Below are 21648 nucleotides of genomic sequence, written 5' to 3'. Positions count from 1 at the left end.
TGACAAGCTAATTGAAAAAAATGCTGTAATTTGCAAAAAGTGTATGCTTAGTAATTGTATGGCATATTATGAAAATTGAATATCCGTATCCAGTTAATACATACCCTTTGAAAACGGATATATACTGCATGTGCGGTTGAATATATACTTCATCCGCCTACGGATATATACTTCAGAGGCAAAGTAAGTACTACTGCGTTTTTCACACAGACGGATTGGCAAATTGCGGAATTTATACTATGAAAAAACAATAATAATAGATATGGCTGTAAAATCAATGTTGACATGGAAATCTTTTATGCATTCCGGATTGGTCTTATTGGGAATGCTTTTGTGTTGGGGGCTGTCTTCGTGTTCGCCTTGGGAAAGAGATTTAAATAAGGTTTATCAAGCCGCACAAAAGGGTAATAAGAAGCTGTTTTGAATTTATCGTGCGATGATTTGGGATGAGTTTTTGAGGCATTTTCGCTTCTGTGATGAGGAAGATAGCGGGCTATCTGACGAAGAACAGAAGCGGAAAGGACCAAAAAATCGCCCAAAGCACACACGAAAACGAACACATCAAGCCAAGAAAAACTTTTTGGAGAAATTCAAAACAGCTTCTAAGAACGCGATGTTAGTTTCCAAGGAAAAGGCTTGTACGCTTTGCAGCCATTATGGTCATATTTCGGAGTATTGCCCGCTCGTTGGCGAAAAGAGAACGATATGATAGTGCGGCTTATTCTTGACCGTATTATACCACAGATAAATGATAACTCTTTAATAGTTTTGACTGTAATTTAGATAGTATGAAAATGAAACAGAATTTGTTTGTTTTGCCTGTCCTTGGCTTGCTGCTGATGCTTTGCCAGGGATGTTCGGAGGATAAAGAAGAGAATCCTCCTGCTCCAGAATCTCCGTCTATAACGGTTGAATCGGAAGAAGATATTCCTGTGTTTGATACTGCTGGCGGTACGCTCGCCTTGACTTTTACAACTACTTCCGATTGGACGGCTTCTGTTGACGGTACCGCCTCGGGTTGGCTTAGTGTTTCGCCTGCAAGCGGTGAAGCGGGCACTCATACGTTGAGCCTTGTCACTACGGCAAATGATAGCTATGATGAACGTAATGCTTCGGTCACAATCACATCGGGAAGCGTAAAGAAAACCCTTACCGTGACACAGAAGCAAAAGGACGCGTTGCTTCTGACTTCCAACAAAGTGGAATTGGAAGCAGAAGGAGGCGATTTCTCGATAGAGCTGCAGGCGAATGTTGAAGTGACTTATGAGATTGAATCCGGTGCACAAACGTGGTTGACTCCCGTTGCCCGTTCTCGTGGACTAACTTCCTCATTCTTGGCCTTCCATGCAGAAGCTAATGAGGAGGCGGAAGCCCGTCAGGCTGTCATCAAGTTAGCTGGAGGAAACGGCTTGACCGAAGAAGTTACGGTCTATCAGATAGGAACCGGTCCTGCCTTGGTGTTAAGTCAGTCAGAGTACATCGTAAGCAGTGCCGGAGAGACCATTCAGGTGGAATTACGAAGCAATACGGCATACGAAATCGAAATGCCCGGTGTAGATTGGTTAAGGAAAAACTCCTCCCGAAGCCTTTCCACCTATACACATTATTTTATAGTAGACCCGAATGAAACATACGACGCACGTAGCGCGGTGATTCGGTTTATAGATAGGGAAAACGGGATAGAGCAAGCCGTGACCGTCACACAGATGCAACGGGATGCCATTGTTGTGGCGCAAGACCTTTATGAAGTTCCCACTATAGAGGGAGTGTTGGAGCTCCCCGTTCAGGCTAACGTGAACTTCATAGTAGACATTGATGTGGATTGGATTCAATATGATGAAAAAAACACCAATGAATTGACAGAAAGAATATTAACATTCATAATAGCTCCGCACAAACAACCTGGAGACCGTGAAGGGCACATCCGTTTAATAAGCGACGGAGGAGAAGCCACGCAAACCATTCGCGTGATACAAAAAGGTGCTATTGCTCACATCAAAATCCTTTCTTGTAGTGCCACACATGTAGATTATGGCGTAAATGTTATCCAATTGGAAGTGGAATGCGGATTTGGCATCAATCCTTATGTTGATTCGCCCGATTGGTTATCAGATACGGATGCTTATATTATAGGTAGTACAGAGACCGGAAATATTTATGAAATAACCATTAGTGTCAGCCGAAATGAAAGTACGGAAATCCGCACCGGCATTATTCGCATCTATAACGAAGCATACGGTGTAAGCGATGAGGTAGAGATTATGCAAGAGAGTGACAACTCAATTGATACAGAAGGCGACATTGACGATATGCCTGTGCAACCTTGGTAAAACTTAAAACGATAGGAATTATGAACATAAGGAACATATTATATACTCTCCTTACTGCCTGTATTTTATATGGGTGTCAGGATGATGAACTTGTTAGTTATAATCATGGCGGATTGCGTGTGATAGCCAGTTTCACAGAAACACGCTTGGCACATTCAGAATCCGAAAACATCAACTATTCCATTTGGGAGGAAAATGACCAAATAGGACTCTTCACGGATAAACAAGGCAATTTGCCTTATTATGCCATATCCACAGGAAGATTCACAGAATTCAGCCCGCTTGCCCAACAAAACAAATTGGAGATTGAAGACGGGACAAAGGTATATGCCTATTATCCTTATACGGAAGACACAAAGGACAATATGGTTTTGATTGCCCCAATTGCAACACAAGAGTATAGCGACTCCATCACTAACGATTTCCTTTACGCAGAGGGAACCGTACAGGATAATGTGCTTTCGCTGAAGTTCAAACACGTATTTGCTTACCTTAAAATAACTCTGTCTACAGATATCTTAAAAGGGGCTTTGGGAATTAAAATCCAATCTAAAGAGTATATAGGAGGGAGACCGTACGAGCCAAACTACTTTAACCCCATAAGCCAAGAAATTATTAAAAATGAGACAAATAACCCTGACTTAGACATTATATATAATGATTGGGTAAATTATTCCATTCCAGAAGATACTATCAATAACAGAAAAAGTATAACGTGTTATGTAGCCATATACCCGCAATCGGAACATGCAGTCCTGACCATTAAAACTTACGGTTTTGACAATGGTGTCGATCATACACTATTGACAAAAAAGGCACCTGAAGGCGGTTTTCAAGCAGGGAATATCTATACGTTGAGCATCAATGAAGACAACAACGCCGAGATGCTGGCACGTGAACGCGAGGCGCTCATTGCTTTTTATAACGCTATGGATGGAGACAACTGGATACGCAATGACAATTGGTGTAGCGACAAGCCTGTATCAGAATGGTATGGAGTAACTCTTTGGCCGGGAGATGACCGGGTAAGAGGATTATACTTAGGAGCCAACAACTTATCCGGAACTCTTCCGCCGGAATTGACACAATTAGAAGAACTTAATTATATATTTCTTCCCAGCAATGACATCTATGGAGAAATACCTGAAAATTATATCGACTTCCCGTTATTGGTAGAATTCAATGTAGCCAAGCATCAATTTGACACCAATCTTCGTAAAATGACCGGTGAAGTGCCAGACTTTGCTTCGCACTGTCCCTATCTGAGAGAACTATATCTTAATTATAATGCATTTACCGGTTCATTGCCTGAAAGCCATAAAGACGGCATTAGCATAGAAACGGTAGGGAATCAGTTTACCGGCACCATACCCGAGTCTTATACTTATATCATGGACACAGGCCGGTATCTGAAAATCGGGGATAATAACTTAAGCGGAAAGATTCCGGATGCTATAGCCAAACATCCTAATTTCCACGTATATTGGTGGGATATAATGTTCCAGAACGAAAGTTATGTGTTCGACAAAGTAGACATCCCGTCCCATACCAATACCGTAAAATGTTACGATGGCTCGTTTGTCAACTTAGGTGAAGAGTATAAGAAAAACAAATATACAATGTTCTTCACGTGGAGTCCGAATACGAACGAAACCTCCACGCTGTTAATGCGAGCTGTTTCGCACCTGTATGACAAATACAAAGACCAAGGACTGGGCGTGATTGGAATGACAACCATGAAATACAAGGATGAAGAAATCACGACCCAACTTGCCTGCATGCCCAATATGAAACATTTCTGGGGTGCAATGGCCGGAAATGCGGGTGCGCAGGATGAAACATACGACAACTACCCATGGTCAAGCATGACAAATGGTTTTTACTTGTTCAGGCAACCGTTCGACCCATTTTTCCATATAGTCGATAATCAAGGCAATATCATTTATTGGGGATATGGCTACGAATGCGCCTGCCAGACCAGCGATTCTTATCCGCTCAACAACGAAAACATTTTCAAGTTCACAGGAGCACTCTTTGGAAATCCTGATGAAGACGGAAGTTTTGAGGATGAAGATTTTGATGTAGACTATTCACGGGATGGCGAAGTGGTGCAACTGCAATCCGCATCCATAGGAAACGGCGTGGACTTGGTGTTCTTGGGTGATTTCTTTACAGACAAAGAAATGGATTCGTATGATTGGAAAATGATACAAGCCATGGAGCAACTGTTTGCCATAGAACCGTATAGCTCTCTCCGTGACCGCTTCAATGTATATTCAGTGAAAGTGGTATCCAAAGCGAACTTCATTAGTGCACTCAATGAAGATAACGCAAAATGCTTCGAATATGCCTCCAAGGTACCCGGCATTGATATGGATAAACTGATGGTGACAGTCGTGTATAATACATCCTATAATTCCGGACGAAGTTATACAACCATGTATTCCGACGGCTCTTTCGTGGCATATATCATGCAAAACATTGACGGAGTATTGAACCATGAAACCGGCGGGCACGGCATTGCCAAGTTGTCGGATGAATATGTAGAAGCTGGTTATTGGAATGAAACCCTTCCCGAATCCGAAAAAGAAACCATGGATAACCAGTGGGAGAACTTCGGTTGGGGTGCCAACGTAGATTGGCGCAATGACCCGACAACCGTCAGGTGGTCGCGCTTCCTGCAAGACAGCCGTTATGACAATGAAGGGTTGGGTCTCTACGAGGGAGCCTATCTCTATGGATACGGTGCTTATCGTCCTACGGAAAATAGCATGATGCGCTATAACGACAGCCCGTTCAACGCTCCCAGCCGCGAGCAAATCTACAAGACCGTTATGCAGATGTCCGAAGGCAGTAGTTGGACCTACGACTACGAAGAGTTTGTTCAATTCGATGCCGTTAGCCGAAATACAGCAGTTTCACGTAGTTTGCGCCAACAGCCTTCTACCGCACAGGTAGAAAAGTGGAAGAAGACCCACCGCCCACCTGTACGGGTGAAAGGCACTTGGCGCGACGCTAAAAAGAATCACATCGTGGTGCCTTACAGATAATAGTAGCATAAAATTGAAGAGACATAATTTGCGGTCGGAGTCCGTGAGAGATTCCGGCCGTTGTTTTTTAGAAGCTGTTTTGAATTTATCGTGCGATGATTTGGGATGAGTTTTTGAGGCATTTTCGCTTCTGTAATGAGGAAGATAGCGGGCTATCTGACGAAGAACAGAAGCGGAAAGGACCAAAAAATCGCCCAAAGCACACACGAAAACGAACACATCAAGCCAAGAAAAACTTTTTGGAGAAATTCAAAACAGCTTCTTATATGCCTGCCGTAAGTTTGTATCTGAGAAGCGAAGATATCGGTAATGTCAGGAGACACAGTTATTATGTGAGAAACACAGAAAAATTACAATAAAAATGGCACATAGAGTGATTATCGTCTGTCATCTCCATATGCCATTTTATGTTTTAGGGACATTTACTGAATATCCCCAAATAGGAATTGTCGTTTAATTCATTCAATTTATGGCTTCAAATGTGCATAAATAGTCTCTGTTTATTCTTCAACAGCAGTCTCTACGGTTTCCATCTGAACACCTTCTACAAAATCAGTTTCACCACTTGACACAAGCAGATTGTACCATTGAATCAGCTTTTTGATATCACTGGTATGAACACGGTCACGGTCATAATTGGGTAATACTGCCGCCATAAACCCGTGCAGCTCGTCACTGGATGCTTTCTTATAATTGAACTGCACTTCAGCACCATTTTCTTTTTTCTTTACCGATTCGAGCACAGTAGCCAATGGCACTTCTTCTGCATCGGTGTACATAGCAATATCGCCCAACGAAATCACTTTATCACTGGCATAGACCGGCATTCTTTTCTTATCTGCGATATTTTCAACAATCAACATATTTTTAGCCTGAGAAATCAGCTTATACAGTCCCGGTTTTCCCGAGATTGCCAAAATAGTTTTCAACATACGAGTTTCTAATTAGTTTAATAATTTATTTTAATAGGACAAAAATACAATACACGACCGACATACACAAACTTTATCCGTTACCTTTTATCATTTTTTCTAAAGTTTCCTGCAAATCGTCTAATTGAAGATTTAACGGACGACTCCCGTCATTGAATATGATAAAGTCTGAGCGGTCCTGCTTGGCTTTATCATCCATCTGAGCTACTATCCGCTGACGTATTTTCTCTTCGGTAGTACCGTCACGCAACATGACCCGACGAATCCGAAGTTCTACCGGAGCATACACCATGACAACCTTATCTACAATGTTGTCGAAGCCCGACTCAAAAAGGATAGCCGACTCTAATGCCACAATCTCACATCCGGTTTGCCTGTCCGCCCATTTCAGAAAGTCAGCCTTTACCTGCGGATGGACAATGGCATTAATTTGCCCGGCATGACAAGAATCGGCAAACAGGTAATTTGCCAGCAAAGGCTTATTAAGTGTGCCGTCACTCTTGTAAACCTCTTTTCCAAGCAATGCTGTCAGCCTCCGGCGAATCCCTTCATCAGAAAGCATCAGACGTTTTGCTTCCGAATCGGTATTATAGACCGGAATTCCATAGTGTTCTGTCAACAAGCGGGAAACATACGATTTTCCGCTCCCAATTCCTCCGGTAATACCTATCTTCACCATTCGGTTTCCTCCCCCGATGTCTGTTCTATTAAATAATCGACCGAAGCTGGCGTAATACGGACATGACTGACATAATCGGGAGAAGTCTTTAGAGTCAGCGGAAGCTTGTCACTCTTGGCCCGAATGATATCCTCATAAGTAACACCAATAAAAAAATCGTCTGATGTGGCATCCTTGAAATGCGCCAAACCTACTTGAAACGTCACCTGTACTTTCGAAGGGAAAGTACGCAGCACCTTATCGGCAGGGAAATTAATGCCCACAATCGGCACCTCTACGGTTTTTTCGGAATACATATCGACATACACCAGCAGGTCGTCGTATGCCGGAACAAACTTCACTCCTTTAATCTTCTGCAACATTACCCGCTGGTTCAAAGTATCCGTTACATTTTGCAGATGCACTTTCTCGGTATAAGCAGCCGTCAATGTATCGAGCACTTCTTCGGGGGCATATGCGATGACCGAATCGGGAGAAAAACCTATGTGGGAAATATAATACTGCAAGCCGGCACTTACTTCACCTGCCAGCCTGACAGGAACTTTCTTCGCCTTGCCCATCGTGTAAATAAAATCAAGCGTATCCGGACGTACCGAAAGCAGATGGGTAGAGACGTTCAATTGTGCCGAAATCTTCTTCAACAGATCTGCCGAAGAAATATGCACATGCGCCCCCCGGTCCTTATAGTCGTTAAAGTCAAACGAAATAGGGAAAAAGGTTCTTCCCAGCATATAGTTCAGCAAGACTGTCCCCCGGTCTTCCACCCTTACCCGCACATCGCCTGGCAGTTCGGATGTCAACACAGCTTCTTTCGGGACGTTTTTCAAGCGTAAAGGCACCTTAAATTCTGTCTGATAGACATCATCCAGTGTCTGCAACATCCAAAAAGCGAAAGAGACCAAGACAAAAAACAAGAAGACCAGACTCTCCTTGCACTTATCGCTAAGCAAGAATTTTCTGATCTTCCGTATTCCCAGTCTATAATATTGCTGTATGTTCTTTACATCGAACATAGATCCGTCTCTTATTTATTGTTTGCAGCCTGTGTATCAGCGTAAATAGAGTTCTTGTCTACTTTCAGTTTTACACTCGGAGCCACTTCTACAATAACAGCATTGTCTTCTATTTCTTTAATCTTCCCATAAATACCTCCGGCTGTAACGACCGACTGTCCTACCTCCAGGTTTTTGCGGAAGTTTGCTATTTCCTTCTGCTTCTTGTTTTGGGGACGAATCATAAAGAAATACATAATAGCAAAAATTGCTACCATCATAATCAGGAAAGAGTAGTCGCCTCCTCCTTGTGCTGCCATAAATACAGTTAACAAATTCATAATTATCTTTTCTTGGTTAATAAAATATCAGCAGACAAATATATCAATTTTTTGTCAGCTTGTTTTCCTTTTTCAATTGATTAACAATTCCATCCAGTGTGCCATTAATAAAGCCGCCACTTTTGGGAGTGCTATACAATTTGGCTATCTCCACATATTCATTCAGCGATACATTGACCGGAATGTTGGGGAAAGTCAGTATCTCGGCTAGTGCAACCTGCATAATCACCACATCCATTGCGGCAACCCGTTTCAGGTCCCAATTTTTCGAATGTTCACTAATCAGGTGACGGTAATAATCGGCATTCAAAATGGTACGACGGAAAAGACGGCGCGCATAGTCTTTGTCTTCATCGTCTTTGAATTCGGGCAACAGTTCCTGCTTGTCCCCGTTTTCGGGGGCAAAACGTTTGATGGTCTTGAGCACGAATGTATCGACAATCTCCTTGTCATCGTTCCAATACAAGCTCTGGTCTTCCAGCACTTCATCCAATGCCTGATTGTTGAAAATTACCTTCTTATACAGCTTCCGCCATACTTCACGGTCATCTTCATACGAAGAAACTTCGCTTGCCATGTATTCCTTATATATATCACTTTGCATAATCTGCTCGCACAAACTCTTGATGAACTCGCCCTCGTTCTCCCATGTTTTCTTCTGAGAATTGACAAATTCATTCAGCTGCCTGTTCACTTCCAGTTGCGCGATAAATCGGTTGTCTACAAATTTTGTGTTAGGATTCAAGTCCTCCGGCGTGGGAGCAAGCTTGTGCCTGGCAGCATCCAGCCGCCTGCTGGCATACCGCGTCACTTCTACCATCAAAAGCAAAAGATAGTTGTACAGATCATACGCCTTGGACAAACTGAAGAACAACTCCTTTTCTGCAGTATCCAAATTTTTCCCGCCATTCTGATAATAAGCGTAGATTATCTGAACCACCTTCAAACGAATAAGAACTCTGTTAATCATACTAATTATTATAACTATGTCACATTATGAGGTGCAAAAATAATGATTTTCATCCATACGTTCCAAATAAAGTACGCATTTTTACTGTTTTTTTCTGTTTATAGATATTTTAAGACATAGTTCCTTGGCTTTTTGCAGAAAATTCAGCAATTTTGGCATCGGAATTTTAGATTTTACAGACAATGGAAGAAGTTAAGAAGAATACGATGACTGAAATAGACAAAGAAATCGTTTTTACGAAAGCTATCAAAGCCGGGAAAAGAATCTATTATTTGGATGTGAAGAAAAGCAGAAGAGGCGAAATGTTTCTCGCCATCACGGAAAGCAAGAAAGTCGTAACAGGTGAAAGGGAAATGTCGCAGGTCAGCTTTGAGAAGCATAAGATATTCCTTTATAAAGAAGATATTGAAAAATTCATGGATGGGCTTCATGAAGTAATCCGGTACATCGAGCGTGAGCAGGGACCGATTGTAGGAGAAAGCCACATCGCTGAAAACACCGACCTCAGAGGCAACGCAATCCTGAATGAGCCGCTAAAGACAGAAGACATCAAAATCGACATCGATTTTTAATAACCAGAGGTACACCCGCTTTTTGGTCAACGGATATATATTCACCAGCCAATGAAAATATCTACCCGGGCAGGTGAAGATATATTCTTGACCCATTGAAGTATATCTTCAATAAAAGACGAAAACATTTCGTTCAAGAAAAATAGTCCATACGCTTGCAATATCAAAGAATATCACTACCTTTGCACCGCTTTTTCAATTTCATCGTTGTGACATTGACGCATCGTGTGATGGTGAATTAAGCAAAGATATCACTTAATTTAGAGTAACACAAAATTTATCAAACATGAAATCAATTGACATTACAGGTTCTTTAAGAACAGAAACAGGCAAGAAGGCTACCCACGCTTTGCGTAAGAGCAGTCAAGTTCCATGCGTATTGTACGGCATGAAGAAAGACGAAAACGGTCTGCCCGTTGCCACTCCTTTCACTGTTACGGTAGAAGGTTTGCGCAAACTGGTTTACACTCCGCATATCTATGTAGTAAACTTGAACATCGACGGACAGGTTTACAATGCAATCATGAAAGATATCCAGTTCCACCCCGTAACTGATGCTATCCTGCACGTTGACTTCTATCAAATCAACGAAGAAAATCCGATTGTAATGGAAGTTCCGGTTCAATTGGATGGTCTGGCTGAAGGTGTGAGAGCCGGTGGTAAACTGGTACTGCAAATCCGCAAGTTGAAAGTGAAAGCTTTGTACAACAATATGCCCGAACGTGTGGTTATCAATGTTACCAACTTAGGACTGGGCAAAACCATCAAAGTCGGTGAATTGCACTACGACAATATGGAAATCCTCAATGCCAAAGAAGCTGTGGTATGTGCTGTCAAATTGACCCGTGCCGCACGTGGTGCTCAGGCTGCCGCTGCAAAATAATCCTGTAAACCACTAAAAGTACAAATCCACTTTCAATGAAATATTTGATTGTAGGTCTGGGAAATATCGGTGACGAATATCACGAGACCCGGCACAACATAGGATTTATGGTATTGGACGCTTTAGCCAAAGCGTCCAATATTGTTTTCAAGGACGGACGTTACGGAGCTACGGCATCACTATCGCTGAAAGGCAGGCAGCTTATTCTGCTGAAACCATCCACTTACATGAACCTGAGTGGAAATGCAGTCCGATACTGGATGCAACAAGAAAAAATTCCATTAGAAAACGTCCTCATCGTAGTAGATGATCTGGCACTCCCATTAGGAAGCTTACGCCTGAAAGGCAAAGGAAGTGATGCCGGCCATAACGGACTGAAACACATAGCCGCCATACTAGGCACACAAAACTATGCAAGACTACGGTTCGGTATCGGCAATAACTTCCCGAAAGGAGGACAGATAGATTATGTATTGGGACATTTCGATGAAGAAGAACGGAAAATTCTTCCCGAACGGATCAGTATAGCGGAAGAAATCATCAAAAGTTTCTGTCTTGCCGGATTGAACATCACCATGAATCAATTTAATAATAAATAAGTATAAAAGGAGGCAGAGCATCCGTTTATACTTACCCCTCTGACTTCTTTAATACTTTAATACTAAAACAGAACAACCTATGCCTGAAGCAAGAATAGACAAATGGATGTGGGCTGCCCGCATATTCAAGACCCGCACCATCGCCGCCGAGGCTTGTAAAAAAGGAAGAATACACATCAACGGGGCACAAGCAAAACCTTCCCGTATGGTCAAGCCAGGAGATGTCATTCAAGTAAAAAAACCGCCCGTTACCTATTCTTTCAAAGTATTGCAGGCGATAGAGAAACGCGTAGGAGCCAAACTGGTTCCCGAAATTATGGAAAATGTCACGACACCTGACCAATATGAATTACTGGAAATGAGTAAGATAAGCGGGTTCGTCAATCGTGCTAAAGGTACAGGAAGACCAACCAAAAAAGACCGTCGTGAATTGGACGACTTCTTTATGCCCGAATATAATGATGACTTCGACTTTGATTTCGATGACGAAGATTCGGACGATGAGGAATAAAAACATAGAGGCATAAAGCACCAGAGCACGTAAGACTCTAAACTTTATGCCTCTATTGCCTGTTACAGATTTGCCTTGATGGCTTCAATCAATTCCTGATACTCGGCATCCGACAAGTAAACCTTTCCCGGATTCATCTGGAAAGTTCCTCCATAATCCGGACCATCTACATATTTGGGTGCCAAATGAAAATGCAAATGCGACAACTTGTCGCTGTATGCTCCATAATTGATTTTCTCAGGATGGAATGCCTTTTGCATGGCACGGGTCACACGTACCACGTCTGCCATAAATGCATTACGGTCTTCATCGCTCAACTCATTCAAGTCATTTACATGATCTTTATATGCCACCAGACAACGTCCGCGATAAGTTTGTTCTTTAAACAAGAAAACACGCGAAACACTCAGCGGAGCAATTTCAATCATCAAATTGTGCAACGTCTCATTGTTCTGACAATAGAGACAATCTTTCGGATCACTTTTCATACTTCTTTTTATATTTAATAATTATAAAATAATGGTTTTATCCTTCTGCCGCAAACAATCGTTTCAAATTCGCTTCTTCACCTACCACCCAGACAATATCATTTTCACTTAAAGGTAAATGTACGTCAGGAGCACGAAGCACATTCTCCCCAGACGACTCTACCCCTACTACCAGACAATGATATTTCGACCGCACACCACATTCAATAATATTTTTCCCGACAAAGGGAGAATCTTTATCCACAATAAACTGCTTCAACAACATTTCATGCCTTTCAAACTCCCCGTCATCAGAGGTACGCATCGCCTTCATTGCCATTGAAGAGAAAAACGACAACTGTTCATCGGTACCAATAATCTGTAACGTATCTTCTGGAAAAATACGCGATGCGCCATCAGGGATATTCAACCGTCGGTTGCCTCGTATGATAGATGCCACATGCACACCGTATTTTTTCCCTAAATCCAGTTCTTTCAGCGTGTGTCCGACCCATTCCGAATCAGGAGACACCACAAAATCACTCAAGTGTAAATCCCTGTCAAGCAACTTGCCGGCATACGACGGACGCTTGCCGCCCAAATATTCCTGCTGCATCTCTTTCGAACGCAAATTCATCACAAACGTACGCTCCAGCACAATAGACTGCTTTTTAAGGAAACGCGAAAAGACCATAGCACATACCAGCAAGATAGCTATCCCCATCATCAACGCCACCGATGTGTGAAACAAGCGTTCGATTACAGACACGATAAATCCTGCAGCTATAATAACCCTGAAGACAACTAAAGAAATCAACAAGGCATGATTGAAACGATTGTCTGCCCATAAAGTACGAAATTCTTCCGAATGGTTTTTCTTCATAATCATCGCACGTAAGAATGGAGCCAGCACTGCTATCGTGACAACAGCTGTCAACACCCGGCCCCATAAGTCGCCCAACATATTCGTAGCAAAAGGCTCTACCAAATGCAGACACACCATAATGACACCAACTGAAAGGACAGAATAAACAACCACAATCCGAAGCACTGCCGTCATCAGTTTCTGCCAATTAGTCTTATGATTCACCGTAGATGCTCCCGCCGAATACCGCTCAAGCAACAGGCTCCAACGCTTAGGCAAGTGGCTGTTAACCAGATTATAAGCAGGAAGAGCAAGCCGAATCATATAAGGAGTAAGGAAAGTAGTAATCACCGATACCGCAACCACAATCGGATAAAGGAAATTACCGGTCACTCCCAAACTGACTCCCAAGGCTGCAATGATAAAGGCAAACTCTCCGATTTGAGTCAGGCTGAAGCCACATTGTATCGCAGTTTTCAACGGTTGTCCCGACAACAAGACACCTGCCGTTCCAAACAGAGTCTGCCCCAACAGTACAGCTGCTACAATGGCTAGAATCGGATATTTGTATTCAACAATCATATGAGGATTAACCATCATGCCTACCGATACAAAAAAAATGGCACCAAACAAATCCTTAACCGGAGCCACCAATCGCCCGATATGCTCCGACTCAATTGTTTCCGAAAGGATTGACCCCATAATAAAGGCACCAAATGCCGGAGAAAAACCTACAGCAGCTGCAAAATAAACCATTCCGAAACATAAAGCAAGCGATACAATAAGCAACGTTTCATCACTCATCAATTTACGCAATCGCTTCAACAGCAATGGAATCAGATAAAGTCCCACCACCAGCCACAACACTAAAAAGAACACCAGTTTGGCAAGACTGTACACCATTTCGACTCCCTCAAAATGTGTACTGACCGCCATTGTAGAAAGCATAACCATCAATACAATGGCAAGAATATCTTCGATAATCAGAATCCCCAATACAACACCGGCAAAATGCTGCTGACGCAAACCCATATCATCAAAAGCCTTATAGACAATCGTAGTAGAAGACATGGCTATCATTCCTCCCAAATAGATACAGTCCATTTGTTTCCATCCAAACATCCATCCCACTGATATACCGACCACGATCATACACAAAATAATGGTACAGGCTGAAATAACTGCCGAACTTCCTACTTTCAACAGTTTTTTCATACTGAATTCAAGCCCCAAAGCAAACAACAGGAAAATCACACCTATCTCTGACCATAAATGTATATTTGCCTCATCGGTTACGGAAGGAGTGAACTGAAAATGCGGGCTGCATAAAAAACCGGCAACTATATAACCTAATACTAAAGGCTGCTTCAGTTTTTTAAATACAAGCGTCATCACTCCGGCACATATCAAAATCAATGCCAAGTCACTAATAAGAGGGGCTAATTGAGACATATTGTTCAAGTTGTATGTATATTTCCATACAAATGTAACAAAAAATCCGATAGATACGAATACATACAGAACAGATTCAAGAAAAATCAGTGCACGGACACGCAAAAGCTATTTTTTGACTACCTTTGCAGAACAATCAAATAAATTTATATATGATAGTTTGCATAGCCGAAAAACCAAGTGTAGCACGCGACATCGCCGATGTACTTGGAGCCAGAGAACGCAAAGATGGATACATCGAAGGAAACGGATACCAAGTGACTTGGACATTCGGTCACCTTTGTACACTGAAAGAACCGCACGAATATACACCTTCGTGGAAATCATGGTCGCTCTCCAGCCTGCCTATGATACCACCACGGTTCGGCATCAAACTAATTGAAGACCCAGGCATACACAAACAATTTAAAATCATTGAACACCTGATGCAGGCTGCCGATGAAATTATCAACTGTGGTGATGCCGGACAAGAGGGGGAACTCATACAGCGCTGGGTGATGCAAAAAGCCGGTGCACACTGTCCGGTGAAACGCTTGTGGATTTCTTCACTCACTGAAGAAGCCATTCGTGAAGGTTTTTCCAAACTGAAAGACCAAATTGAATTCCAGCCGCTTTACGAAGCAGGACTGAGCCGTGCCATCGGTGACTGGCTGCTGGGAATGAATGCCACCCGACTGTATACACTGAAATATGGACAAAACCGCCAAGTGCTCTCCATCGGGAGAGTACAGACTCCTACCCTTGCCCTTATAGTTAACCGGCAACAAGAGATAGAACACTTCGTACCGAAACAATACTGGGAGCTGAAGACTGTATACCGAGATACCACTTTCAGTGCCATCGTGCGCAAAAGTGACGAAGAGCTTGCGGAAGAAGCATCCCAAACTTCACAAGCATCTAAAAAAACCATCAATAAAGAAGAAACAAATCGCGGCATTCCACCCATCACCGATGAAACAACAGGAAAACTGCTACTTGAACGTATCAGCAATGTACCTTTTACAATTACTGACACGGCTCTTAAAAAAGGAACAGAAGCACCTCCTCGTCTGTTCGACTTGACCTCACTACAGGTAGAATGCAACAAGAAGTTTTCTTATTCTGCCGATATGACCCTACAGCTCATCCAATCGCTTTATGAAAAGAAAGTGGCAACCTATCCCCGTGTAGATACCACTTTCTTAAGTGATGATATTTACCCCAAATGTCCCAAGATACTAGAAGGATTAAAAGATTATACCTCTTTCACGGCTCCTCTATCCGGAAAGACCCTGATTAAATCGAAAAAAGTATTCGACAATTCGAAAGTGACCGACCACCATGCCATCATTCCTACAGGCGTACAACCTAAAGGATTGACTGATATGGAAAAACAAGTGTTCGACCTGATAGCAAGACGCTTTATTGCCATATTTTATCCGGATTGCAAATTTTCCACCACCACAGTCACAGGAGAAGCTGATGGCATTGAATTCAAGGTTAGCGGCAAGCAGATCATCGACCCAGGCTGGAGAATCATCTTTGCCAAAGAACCGAAAGACGATACGAAAGAAGGGGAAGAAGAAAGCGTATTGCCTGCTTTCACCAAAGGAGAAAGCGGACCACATACACCTATGCTGAATGAAAAATGGACACAACCGCCCAAACCCTATACCGAAGCCACCTTGCTGCGGGCTATGGAAACAGCAGGCAAGTTAGTGGATAACGAAGAGTTGCGCGACGCCCTGAAAGAGAACGGAATAGGACGTCCTTCCACCCGCGCAGCCATCATCGAAACATTATTCAAACGGCATTACATCCGCAAGGAACGCAAAAGCCTGACAGCTACTCCCACAGGTGTAGAATTAATCGGACTAATACACGAAGAATTACTGAAATCTGCCGAACTGACCGGCATTTGGGAAAAGAAACTGCGTGAAATAGAACGGCGCAGCTATGATGCCAAACAGTTCTTGAACGAATTAAAACAAATGGTTAGTGAAATAGTCAACAGCGTGTTAAGTGACAATACAAACCGACGCATCACCATAACAGCAGAAGAACCTATACACAAAACCGTTACCAAAGACATGCCCAAAAAGAAGAAAACAACTTCCACCAAACGAAGCAAGAAAGTTGTTTCTTCTCCCAATACCGCCACCGATACACTACCGCAAGAAGATGCTATCGTAGGAACAAAATGCCCCTTATGTGGAAAAGGTACAATACTGAAAGGGAAAACCGCATACGGCTGTTCGGAATGGAAAAACGGATGTACGTTCCGCAAACCTTTCTGAAAGTTTTTCTTACCACAGACTCGTATCGTTAAATTTATAACTAACCCGTTGAAAACAAACGAGTTCATTGGTAAGGTTTAGCATAACACAACAGGTCAAGTAGCTGGATTTCAACAACTTTAATGAAAAAGTTGATTTTCAGTTACTCCGTTTTTATTCTATCAAGCTTTCATTATTGTCCGAATGCCTTGCTTTATTTCGCAACACACATTCACGGCTTGTGTTGGCATAGCAATATACACAAAAATGAAGGCACGTATCATACATCCCGATGTCTTTGCTCACCATGCATCCGCATATTTTACGTTGCCCCTTGTCTTTCAGATTTTTCCGTTCAATAGGAATAGGAGGAATCTCTCCGAATAAATCCGGTTCGGGCAACTTGCCGGTATGCAGATAGTAAACCAACTCCTTATCTTCGCCGAACACACGTTCCATTAACTCCCCGTCTATGCAACGGTTATGCTCAATGCCATAATCTTCCAAGTCTATCTCTTCGGCACACGTGGCAAGCGTCAGGTTCCAGCCTTCGGCTTTCCATACATCGCGCAATTTTGCCAGACCTTCCACTATTTCCAACCGTTGCACCTCATTCAGTTCTGCGGTTTCTACATTCTCTTTCGTAAAGCAATGCGTTTCCTTTATCAGATTGTTTTGCACTTTCCGATAGGCTTTTACATCCACAAAGCTGAATACCAGCTTGTCCGTGTACCCTTTCAACCGATTGCCTATCTTCCATATCCGGTTCAGCAATATACGTGGGGTTATGTCAGGCGTGATAACCAACGGGTCAAACCGCCATATCACTCGCTCATGTCCAATCTGCTCCGACAATTTGCAGAACGTTTCAATCCGTTTCTCCACACTGGGCACATTCGGTTCGAAACCTTCGCGTACATAGTCGTTCAACGTCACCTGAAAATAGTAATGAATCCCTCGTTCATCCAACTGATATAAATAAGGTAAGATAGGTTCCGGGTTCTTCGTCCAGAACACCACTACTTTACAATGCTTGAAAGACACATACATCGGCTTCCGGTTGAACGGATTATACCATACACAATACCCTTTAGCCAAGCGGTTAAAGAACCATTTGGAATAAAAGGCAGGTATATCCGTAGAGCGGCTGGCGGAAATGATTACCGGAGCGGTTGCTTCTATTTGTTTGCCAGAATCGGTGGTTATCTTATCTTTTCCCATATCGACCGAATTTTCTACAAAGTTGCAAAAATCGGATTGAAATTCAAACTTCATCAGTGAAATTATAAATGCCACCATCGGATTCTTTATATATTCTTTGGGGTCGTCCACGTGGATATTTTCTGCCTTCGGCAATTGTTCACCTTCCCTTTTTGCCGCACATAGTCTTCCGTAATATTGCGTACCAATGTTCCTGTCAAGCGTACGGATGCTCCACATTTCCCGTGAGGCTTCCTCCGCATACCACCTTCTGGCATCAGGATGAGGTACTGCCATAATGCGGCGGAAATGAGTCCATGTGAGATTTGGCACTCGCGAGTGCCAATTTGGCAAATCATCAAAACTCAAGTAAAACTGTCGATAATCCCGCAATCGCCGTTCACTGTAGTTTGCTCCAAATTCGATGGACAACCGATCTGCAATTGTTTTAATCAGCTTGGTGCCATATTGAGCACGGGCAGCTCCATGCTGTTCTTCTTCCACTATACGGCGTTCGATGTTTCAATAAGTGATAACAGCTATTTGTCCGACTGCAGCGTATGCCTGTCTTTGCCCTTGTTCGATAATCGCCCGGATATCGGAAACAAAATTCTCGGTTATCATATCGGTCTGTAGTTTATTTTTTTCCATACCCAAAAACTTTAAAAAACATCCGATGAGATCGGTTTCATTTGTATCTTATCTTTTTTAGTTCGTCAAACTTACGACTCATTTATCGTCCAACGTCTTTATAACTGTATCGAAAAGCGATAGCTATACTGGTAGGAGCCGTGAGAATCAGTTTGTTCCAAAAGGTTTTGCTTACTACCACAAAAGTAAGCAATCCTTACGAACAAATCAAACGATATTCTTTTATATTTGATGGGTTAAGAATTTATATCCGAATCTTTTTCAAATAAATCCCCCAAACTCTTGACTTCGCTTCTGGGCTATATTATCTTTGCAGATAGCTTCCTTTTACGGTTTTGATATCAAGAACGTACGGTTTCCAATTGGAGAACGTATGGTTTCCATATCAAGAACGTACGGTTTCGATATGGAAACCGTAAAAAGGAGACAACTGAAAACCGATTATTAACCTTTTAAAAACACATTGCCATGAGTGCCCTTTATGATTTCTTGCCTGTACCGCCAAAAGGAAACAATGAAAGCGGATCGCACCTTTATCCTAAACTGCGTCCTTACAAGACTGTTTCTTTTGATGAACTTACAGAAAAGATTGCCTCCCATTCCGGATTGACCAAAGGGAATATCCTTGCCGTGATGGAAGAAATAGAAAACTGGACCAAGCAGCTCCTTTCGGAGGGGTACCGCGTGCAGATAGGGAACATCGGCACGGTTTCTGCCTCGCTCAAGGCAGACGCGGAGGTGTACGATAAAGAGGATATACATGCTCAGTCCATCCGTTTCGATAAGATGAGGGTGACGGTATCCAAACAGTTCTCGAAGCAATGCTGCGGGAAGGTGTTGCGTGCCCCTTCGTGGAAGAAGTTCCAGCAAAGTTCGTGCACGTATACGGAGGAAGAGCGGCTCGCCTTGCTTCAATCGTATCTGGAGAGCCACGACTATATCACCCGTGCGGAATATGGCGCTTTGACGGGGCTGCTGAAATACAAAGCTTGGCAGGACCTGGACAAATGGGTGAAAGCGCACCTTATCGACATCAAGGGGCGTGCTCCTCACCGGGTGTATGTGAAGCGTAAGGGGCAGGATGACGGGCTTTAATTTTTCAATAAAGTAAACTGTTTTGAAATTCTACAAAATCAGCACACGATAAATTCAGAAGCTGTTTTGAATTTCTCCAAAAAGTTTTTCTTAGCTTGATGTATCCCGTTTTTCGTGTGTGCTTTGGGCGATTTTTTGGTCCTTTTCGCTCCTGTTCTTCGTCAGATAGCCCGCTATCTTCCTCATCACAGAAGCGAAAATGCCTCAAAAACTCATCCCAAATCATCGCACGATAAATTCAAAACAGCTTCTCAAAATAGTTTCTTATGTATCTCCATGCATTAATTAACCAATTGTTTTTCGTACCTTTGCACCCGATTTAGAAACTAAACGAAACGACATGTGGTTATTATTAGCATTCTGCTCGGCGGCATTGCTGGGCTTTTATGACGTGTTCAAAAAGAAATCGTTGAACGGGAATGCGGTGCTCCCCGTACTGGCGCTGAACACGCTGTTCTCCAGCCTCATCTTCATCCCCTTCATCCTTGTGTCCAGGTTCTGTCCGTCGGCATTGCAGGACACGATATTTTTCGTACCCGAAACGGGAGGCTGGGAAGTGCACAAATACATTGTGCTGAAATCGGTAATTGTACTCTCGTCGTGGACCTTCGGCTATTTCGGGATGAAGCACCTGCCTCTTACCATCGTAGGGCCGATTAACGCCACACGCCCTGTAATGACCCTGGTGGGCGCATTGCTCATCTTCGGCGAGCGGCTAAACCTGTACCAGTGGATTGGTGTGCTGCTGGCGGTGGTATCGTTTTTCATGCTGAGCCGCTCGGGCAAGAAAGAAGGCATCAGCTTCGAACACAACCGCTGGGTGTGGTTCGTGGTGCTTGCCGCCTTGCTGGGAGCTATCAGCGGCCTGTACGACAAATACCTGATGGGAATGTTCAACAACATGGTGGTGCAGGCTTGGTATAACATCTACCAGCTTTTCATGATGGGGGCGGTGCTGATGTTCCTGTGGCTTCCGAAGCGCAAGACCACTACCCCTTTCCACTGGGACTGGTGCATCCCGCTGATTTCCCTCTTCCTTTCGGCGGCAGACTTCGTATATTTCTATGCCTTAGGAATGGACGACTCGATGATTTCCATCGTGTCGATGGTGCGGCGGGGAAGCGTGGTGGTATCGTTCCTCTTCGGTGCCATGGTGTTCCGCGAAAAGAACCTGCGGAGCAAGGCGGTTGATCTCGCACTGGTGCTTCTCGGCATGTTCTTCCTGTATCTGGGGAGCCGGTAGGATTCTCTTTATAGGAAAATTTAAACAGGCTCTACATACATCCGTGTAAAAGTCTGATTTCTGAAGCAGGAAAAAGGTAGCTTGCCGCTCCGTTTTCCTGCTTTAAGTTCCGGTAAGAAACATTTTTTCGCAAAAAAACAAGCAGTTTGTTTGCTGATTTGAGAAAAAGCATTACCTTTGCAACCGCAAAACAAAACAACGATTGTTGCGGAAATAGCTCAGTTGGTAGAGCACAACCTTGCCAAGGTTGGGGTCGCGAGTTCGAGTCTCGTTTTCCGCTCTATAGTAATAATGCCCAGGTGGCGGAATGGTAGACGCGCACGTTTCAGGTGCGTGTGTCGAGAGGCATGCAGGTTCGAGTCCTGTTCTGGGCACGTTCTTTTTAAGTTTGTTTATCGGAGAGATGGCGGAATTGGTAGACGCGCTACTTTGAGGGGGTAGTGACATTATGTCGTGGGAGTTCGAGTCTCCTTCTCTTCACGCGTTGTTGCGGAAATAGCTCAGTTGGTAGAGCACAACCTTGCCAAGGTTGGGGTCGCGAGTTCGAGTCTCGTTTTCCGC

The 21648-nt window shown here is 43.3% G+C and carries 21 protein-coding genes, 4 tRNA genes and 1 pseudogene; 15 read left to right on the top strand and 11 right to left on the bottom strand.

Annotated elements, in window-relative coordinates:
* Nucleotides 1-436: 436 nt before the first annotated feature.
* The 4 genes from H9625_RS08245 to H9625_RS08230 all read left to right on the top strand — a co-directional run bounded on the left by H9625_RS08245 (nt 437) and on the right by H9625_RS08230 (nt 5739).
* Complete coding sequence (locus H9625_RS08245) at nt 437-709, top strand: hypothetical protein (protein ID WP_191763844.1); 273 nt, start codon at nt 437-439, stop codon at nt 707-709.
* 85 nt (nt 710-794) lie between these two features.
* Nucleotides 795-2330, top strand: coding sequence for a BACON domain-containing protein (locus tag H9625_RS08240; protein ID WP_191763842.1), 1536 nt, complete (start codon nt 795-797; stop codon nt 2328-2330).
* Nucleotides 2331-2350: 20 nt separating this feature from the next.
* On the top strand, nt 2351-5380 hold the full coding sequence (locus H9625_RS08235) for a fimbrillin family protein (RefSeq protein ID WP_191763840.1): 3030 nt from the start codon (nt 2351-2353) through the stop codon (nt 5378-5380).
* A 95-nt stretch (nt 5381-5475) separates the two neighbouring features.
* Nucleotides 5476-5739 carry a hypothetical protein gene (locus H9625_RS08230; protein WP_191763838.1) on the top strand — a complete coding sequence of 88 codons (264 nt, stop codon included), beginning with the start codon at nt 5476-5478 and terminating at the stop codon, nt 5737-5739.
* 141 nt (nt 5740-5880) lie between these two features.
* On the opposite strand, the gene H9625_RS08225 is transcribed toward H9625_RS08230, so the two are convergent.
* The 5 genes from H9625_RS08225 to nusB all read right to left on the bottom strand — a co-directional run bounded on the left by H9625_RS08225 (nt 5881) and on the right by nusB (nt 9294).
* Nucleotides 5881-6312, bottom strand: a complete 432-nt coding sequence (locus H9625_RS08225) for a DUF5606 family protein (RefSeq protein ID WP_022041263.1) — start codon at nt 6310-6312, stop codon at nt 5881-5883.
* A 73-nt stretch (nt 6313-6385) separates the two neighbouring features.
* The gene (gene coaE / locus H9625_RS08220; RefSeq protein WP_191763836.1) at nt 6386-6991 is read right to left on the bottom strand and encodes a dephospho-CoA kinase; all 606 of its coding nucleotides are present in this window, start codon (nt 6989-6991) and stop codon (nt 6386-6388) included.
* Complete coding sequence (locus H9625_RS08215) at nt 6985-8004, bottom strand: CdaR family protein (RefSeq protein WP_022041261.1); 1020 nt, start codon at nt 8002-8004, stop codon at nt 6985-6987. Before H9625_RS08215 ends, coaE begins: the two co-directional genes overlap by 7 nt.
* 11 nt (nt 8005-8015) lie before the next feature.
* Nucleotides 8016-8324 carry a preprotein translocase subunit YajC gene (yajC, locus tag H9625_RS08210; RefSeq protein ID WP_022041260.1) on the bottom strand — a complete coding sequence of 103 codons (309 nt, stop codon included), beginning with the start codon at nt 8322-8324 and terminating at the stop codon, nt 8016-8018.
* Between the two features lie 43 nt (nt 8325-8367).
* Nucleotides 8368-9294 (bottom strand): transcription antitermination factor NusB, encoded by a 927-nt coding sequence (gene nusB, locus H9625_RS08205; RefSeq protein ID WP_022041259.1) that lies wholly within the window; start codon nt 9292-9294, stop codon nt 8368-8370.
* Between the two features lie 182 nt (nt 9295-9476).
* Between nusB and H9625_RS08200 the strand changes: the two genes are divergently transcribed.
* The 4 genes from H9625_RS08200 (at nt 9477) to H9625_RS08185 (ending at nt 11859) form a co-directional block, all read left to right on the top strand.
* Complete coding sequence (locus H9625_RS08200) at nt 9477-9866, top strand: DUF3276 family protein (protein ID WP_087250797.1); 390 nt, start codon at nt 9477-9479, stop codon at nt 9864-9866.
* A gap of 286 nt (nt 9867-10152) precedes the next feature.
* A complete protein-coding gene (locus H9625_RS08195; protein ID WP_191763835.1) occupies nt 10153-10749 on the top strand; it encodes a 50S ribosomal protein L25/general stress protein Ctc in 597 nt (198 codons plus the stop codon).
* Between the two features lie 35 nt (nt 10750-10784).
* A complete protein-coding gene (gene pth, locus H9625_RS08190; RefSeq protein WP_191763833.1) occupies nt 10785-11348 on the top strand; it encodes an aminoacyl-tRNA hydrolase in 564 nt (187 codons plus the stop codon).
* A gap of 79 nt (nt 11349-11427) precedes the next feature.
* Nucleotides 11428-11859, top strand: coding sequence for an RNA-binding S4 domain-containing protein (locus H9625_RS08185; protein WP_022041255.1), 432 nt, complete (start codon nt 11428-11430; stop codon nt 11857-11859).
* 62 nt (nt 11860-11921) lie between these two features.
* On the opposite strand, the gene H9625_RS08180 is transcribed toward H9625_RS08185, so the two are convergent.
* A complete protein-coding gene (locus H9625_RS08180) occupies nt 11922-12347 on the bottom strand; it encodes an HIT family protein (RefSeq protein WP_022041254.1) in 426 nt (141 codons plus the stop codon).
* Nucleotides 12348-12384: 37 nt separating this feature from the next.
* The gene (locus tag H9625_RS08175) at nt 12385-14643 is read right to left on the bottom strand and encodes a cation:proton antiporter domain-containing protein (protein ID WP_087207263.1); all 2259 of its coding nucleotides are present in this window, start codon (nt 14641-14643) and stop codon (nt 12385-12387) included.
* A 152-nt stretch (nt 14644-14795) separates the two neighbouring features.
* Between H9625_RS08175 and H9625_RS08170 the strand changes: the two genes are divergently transcribed.
* Nucleotides 14796-16919, top strand: coding sequence for a DNA topoisomerase 3 (locus H9625_RS08170; protein ID WP_191763831.1), 2124 nt, complete (start codon nt 14796-14798; stop codon nt 16917-16919).
* A gap of 153 nt (nt 16920-17072) precedes the next feature.
* On the opposite strand, the gene H9625_RS08165 is transcribed toward H9625_RS08170, so the two are convergent.
* From H9625_RS08165 to H9625_RS17900, 3 genes and pseudogenes are all read right to left on the bottom strand, one after another.
* Complete coding sequence (locus H9625_RS08165; protein ID WP_191763880.1) at nt 17073-18119, bottom strand: DUF1848 domain-containing protein; 1047 nt, start codon at nt 18117-18119, stop codon at nt 17073-17075.
* A gap of 177 nt (nt 18120-18296) precedes the next feature.
* Nucleotides 18297-18605, bottom strand: a pseudogene (locus H9625_RS17680) (DUF1016 N-terminal domain-containing protein); the annotation flags it as partial.
* Nucleotides 18606-18620: 15 nt separating this feature from the next.
* The gene (locus H9625_RS17900; RefSeq protein ID WP_255376631.1) at nt 18621-18749 is read right to left on the bottom strand and encodes a hypothetical protein; all 129 of its coding nucleotides are present in this window, start codon (nt 18747-18749) and stop codon (nt 18621-18623) included.
* A 468-nt stretch (nt 18750-19217) separates the two neighbouring features.
* Here H9625_RS17900 and H9625_RS08155 point away from each other — a divergent pair, with 468 nt between their 5' ends.
* On the top strand, nt 19218-19844 hold the full coding sequence (locus tag H9625_RS08155; protein ID WP_191763829.1) for an HU family DNA-binding protein: 627 nt from the start codon (nt 19218-19220) through the stop codon (nt 19842-19844).
* 4 nt (nt 19845-19848) lie between these two features.
* On the opposite strand, the gene H9625_RS08150 is transcribed toward H9625_RS08155, so the two are convergent.
* Nucleotides 19849-20070, bottom strand: a complete 222-nt coding sequence (locus H9625_RS08150) for a hypothetical protein (RefSeq protein WP_225226370.1) — start codon at nt 20068-20070, stop codon at nt 19849-19851.
* Nucleotides 20071-20184: 114 nt separating this feature from the next.
* On the opposite strand from H9625_RS08150, the gene H9625_RS08145 reads away from it, so the two are divergent.
* From H9625_RS08145 to H9625_RS08125, 5 genes are all read left to right on the top strand, one after another.
* Nucleotides 20185-21087 (top strand): DMT family transporter, encoded by a 903-nt coding sequence (locus H9625_RS08145; RefSeq protein ID WP_022039217.1) that lies wholly within the window; start codon nt 20185-20187, stop codon nt 21085-21087.
* 207 nt (nt 21088-21294) lie between these two features.
* Nucleotides 21295-21367 (top strand) — tRNA-Gly (locus tag H9625_RS08140).
* A 13-nt stretch (nt 21368-21380) separates the two neighbouring features.
* Nucleotides 21381-21461, top strand: a tRNA-Leu gene (locus H9625_RS08135).
* A 23-nt stretch (nt 21462-21484) separates the two neighbouring features.
* Nucleotides 21485-21567 (top strand) — tRNA-Leu (locus tag H9625_RS08130).
* 9 nt (nt 21568-21576) lie between these two features.
* Nucleotides 21577-21648, top strand: a tRNA-Gly gene (locus H9625_RS08125).

Origin of the sequence: Phocaeicola intestinalis, assembly GCF_014837065.1 — a bacterium.
Taxonomy (GTDB): Bacteria; Bacteroidota; Bacteroidia; order Bacteroidales; family Bacteroidaceae; genus Phocaeicola; species Phocaeicola intestinalis.
Note: the sequence above shows the minus strand (reverse complement) of the source record. Positions and strands in the feature narration are given on the sequence as shown.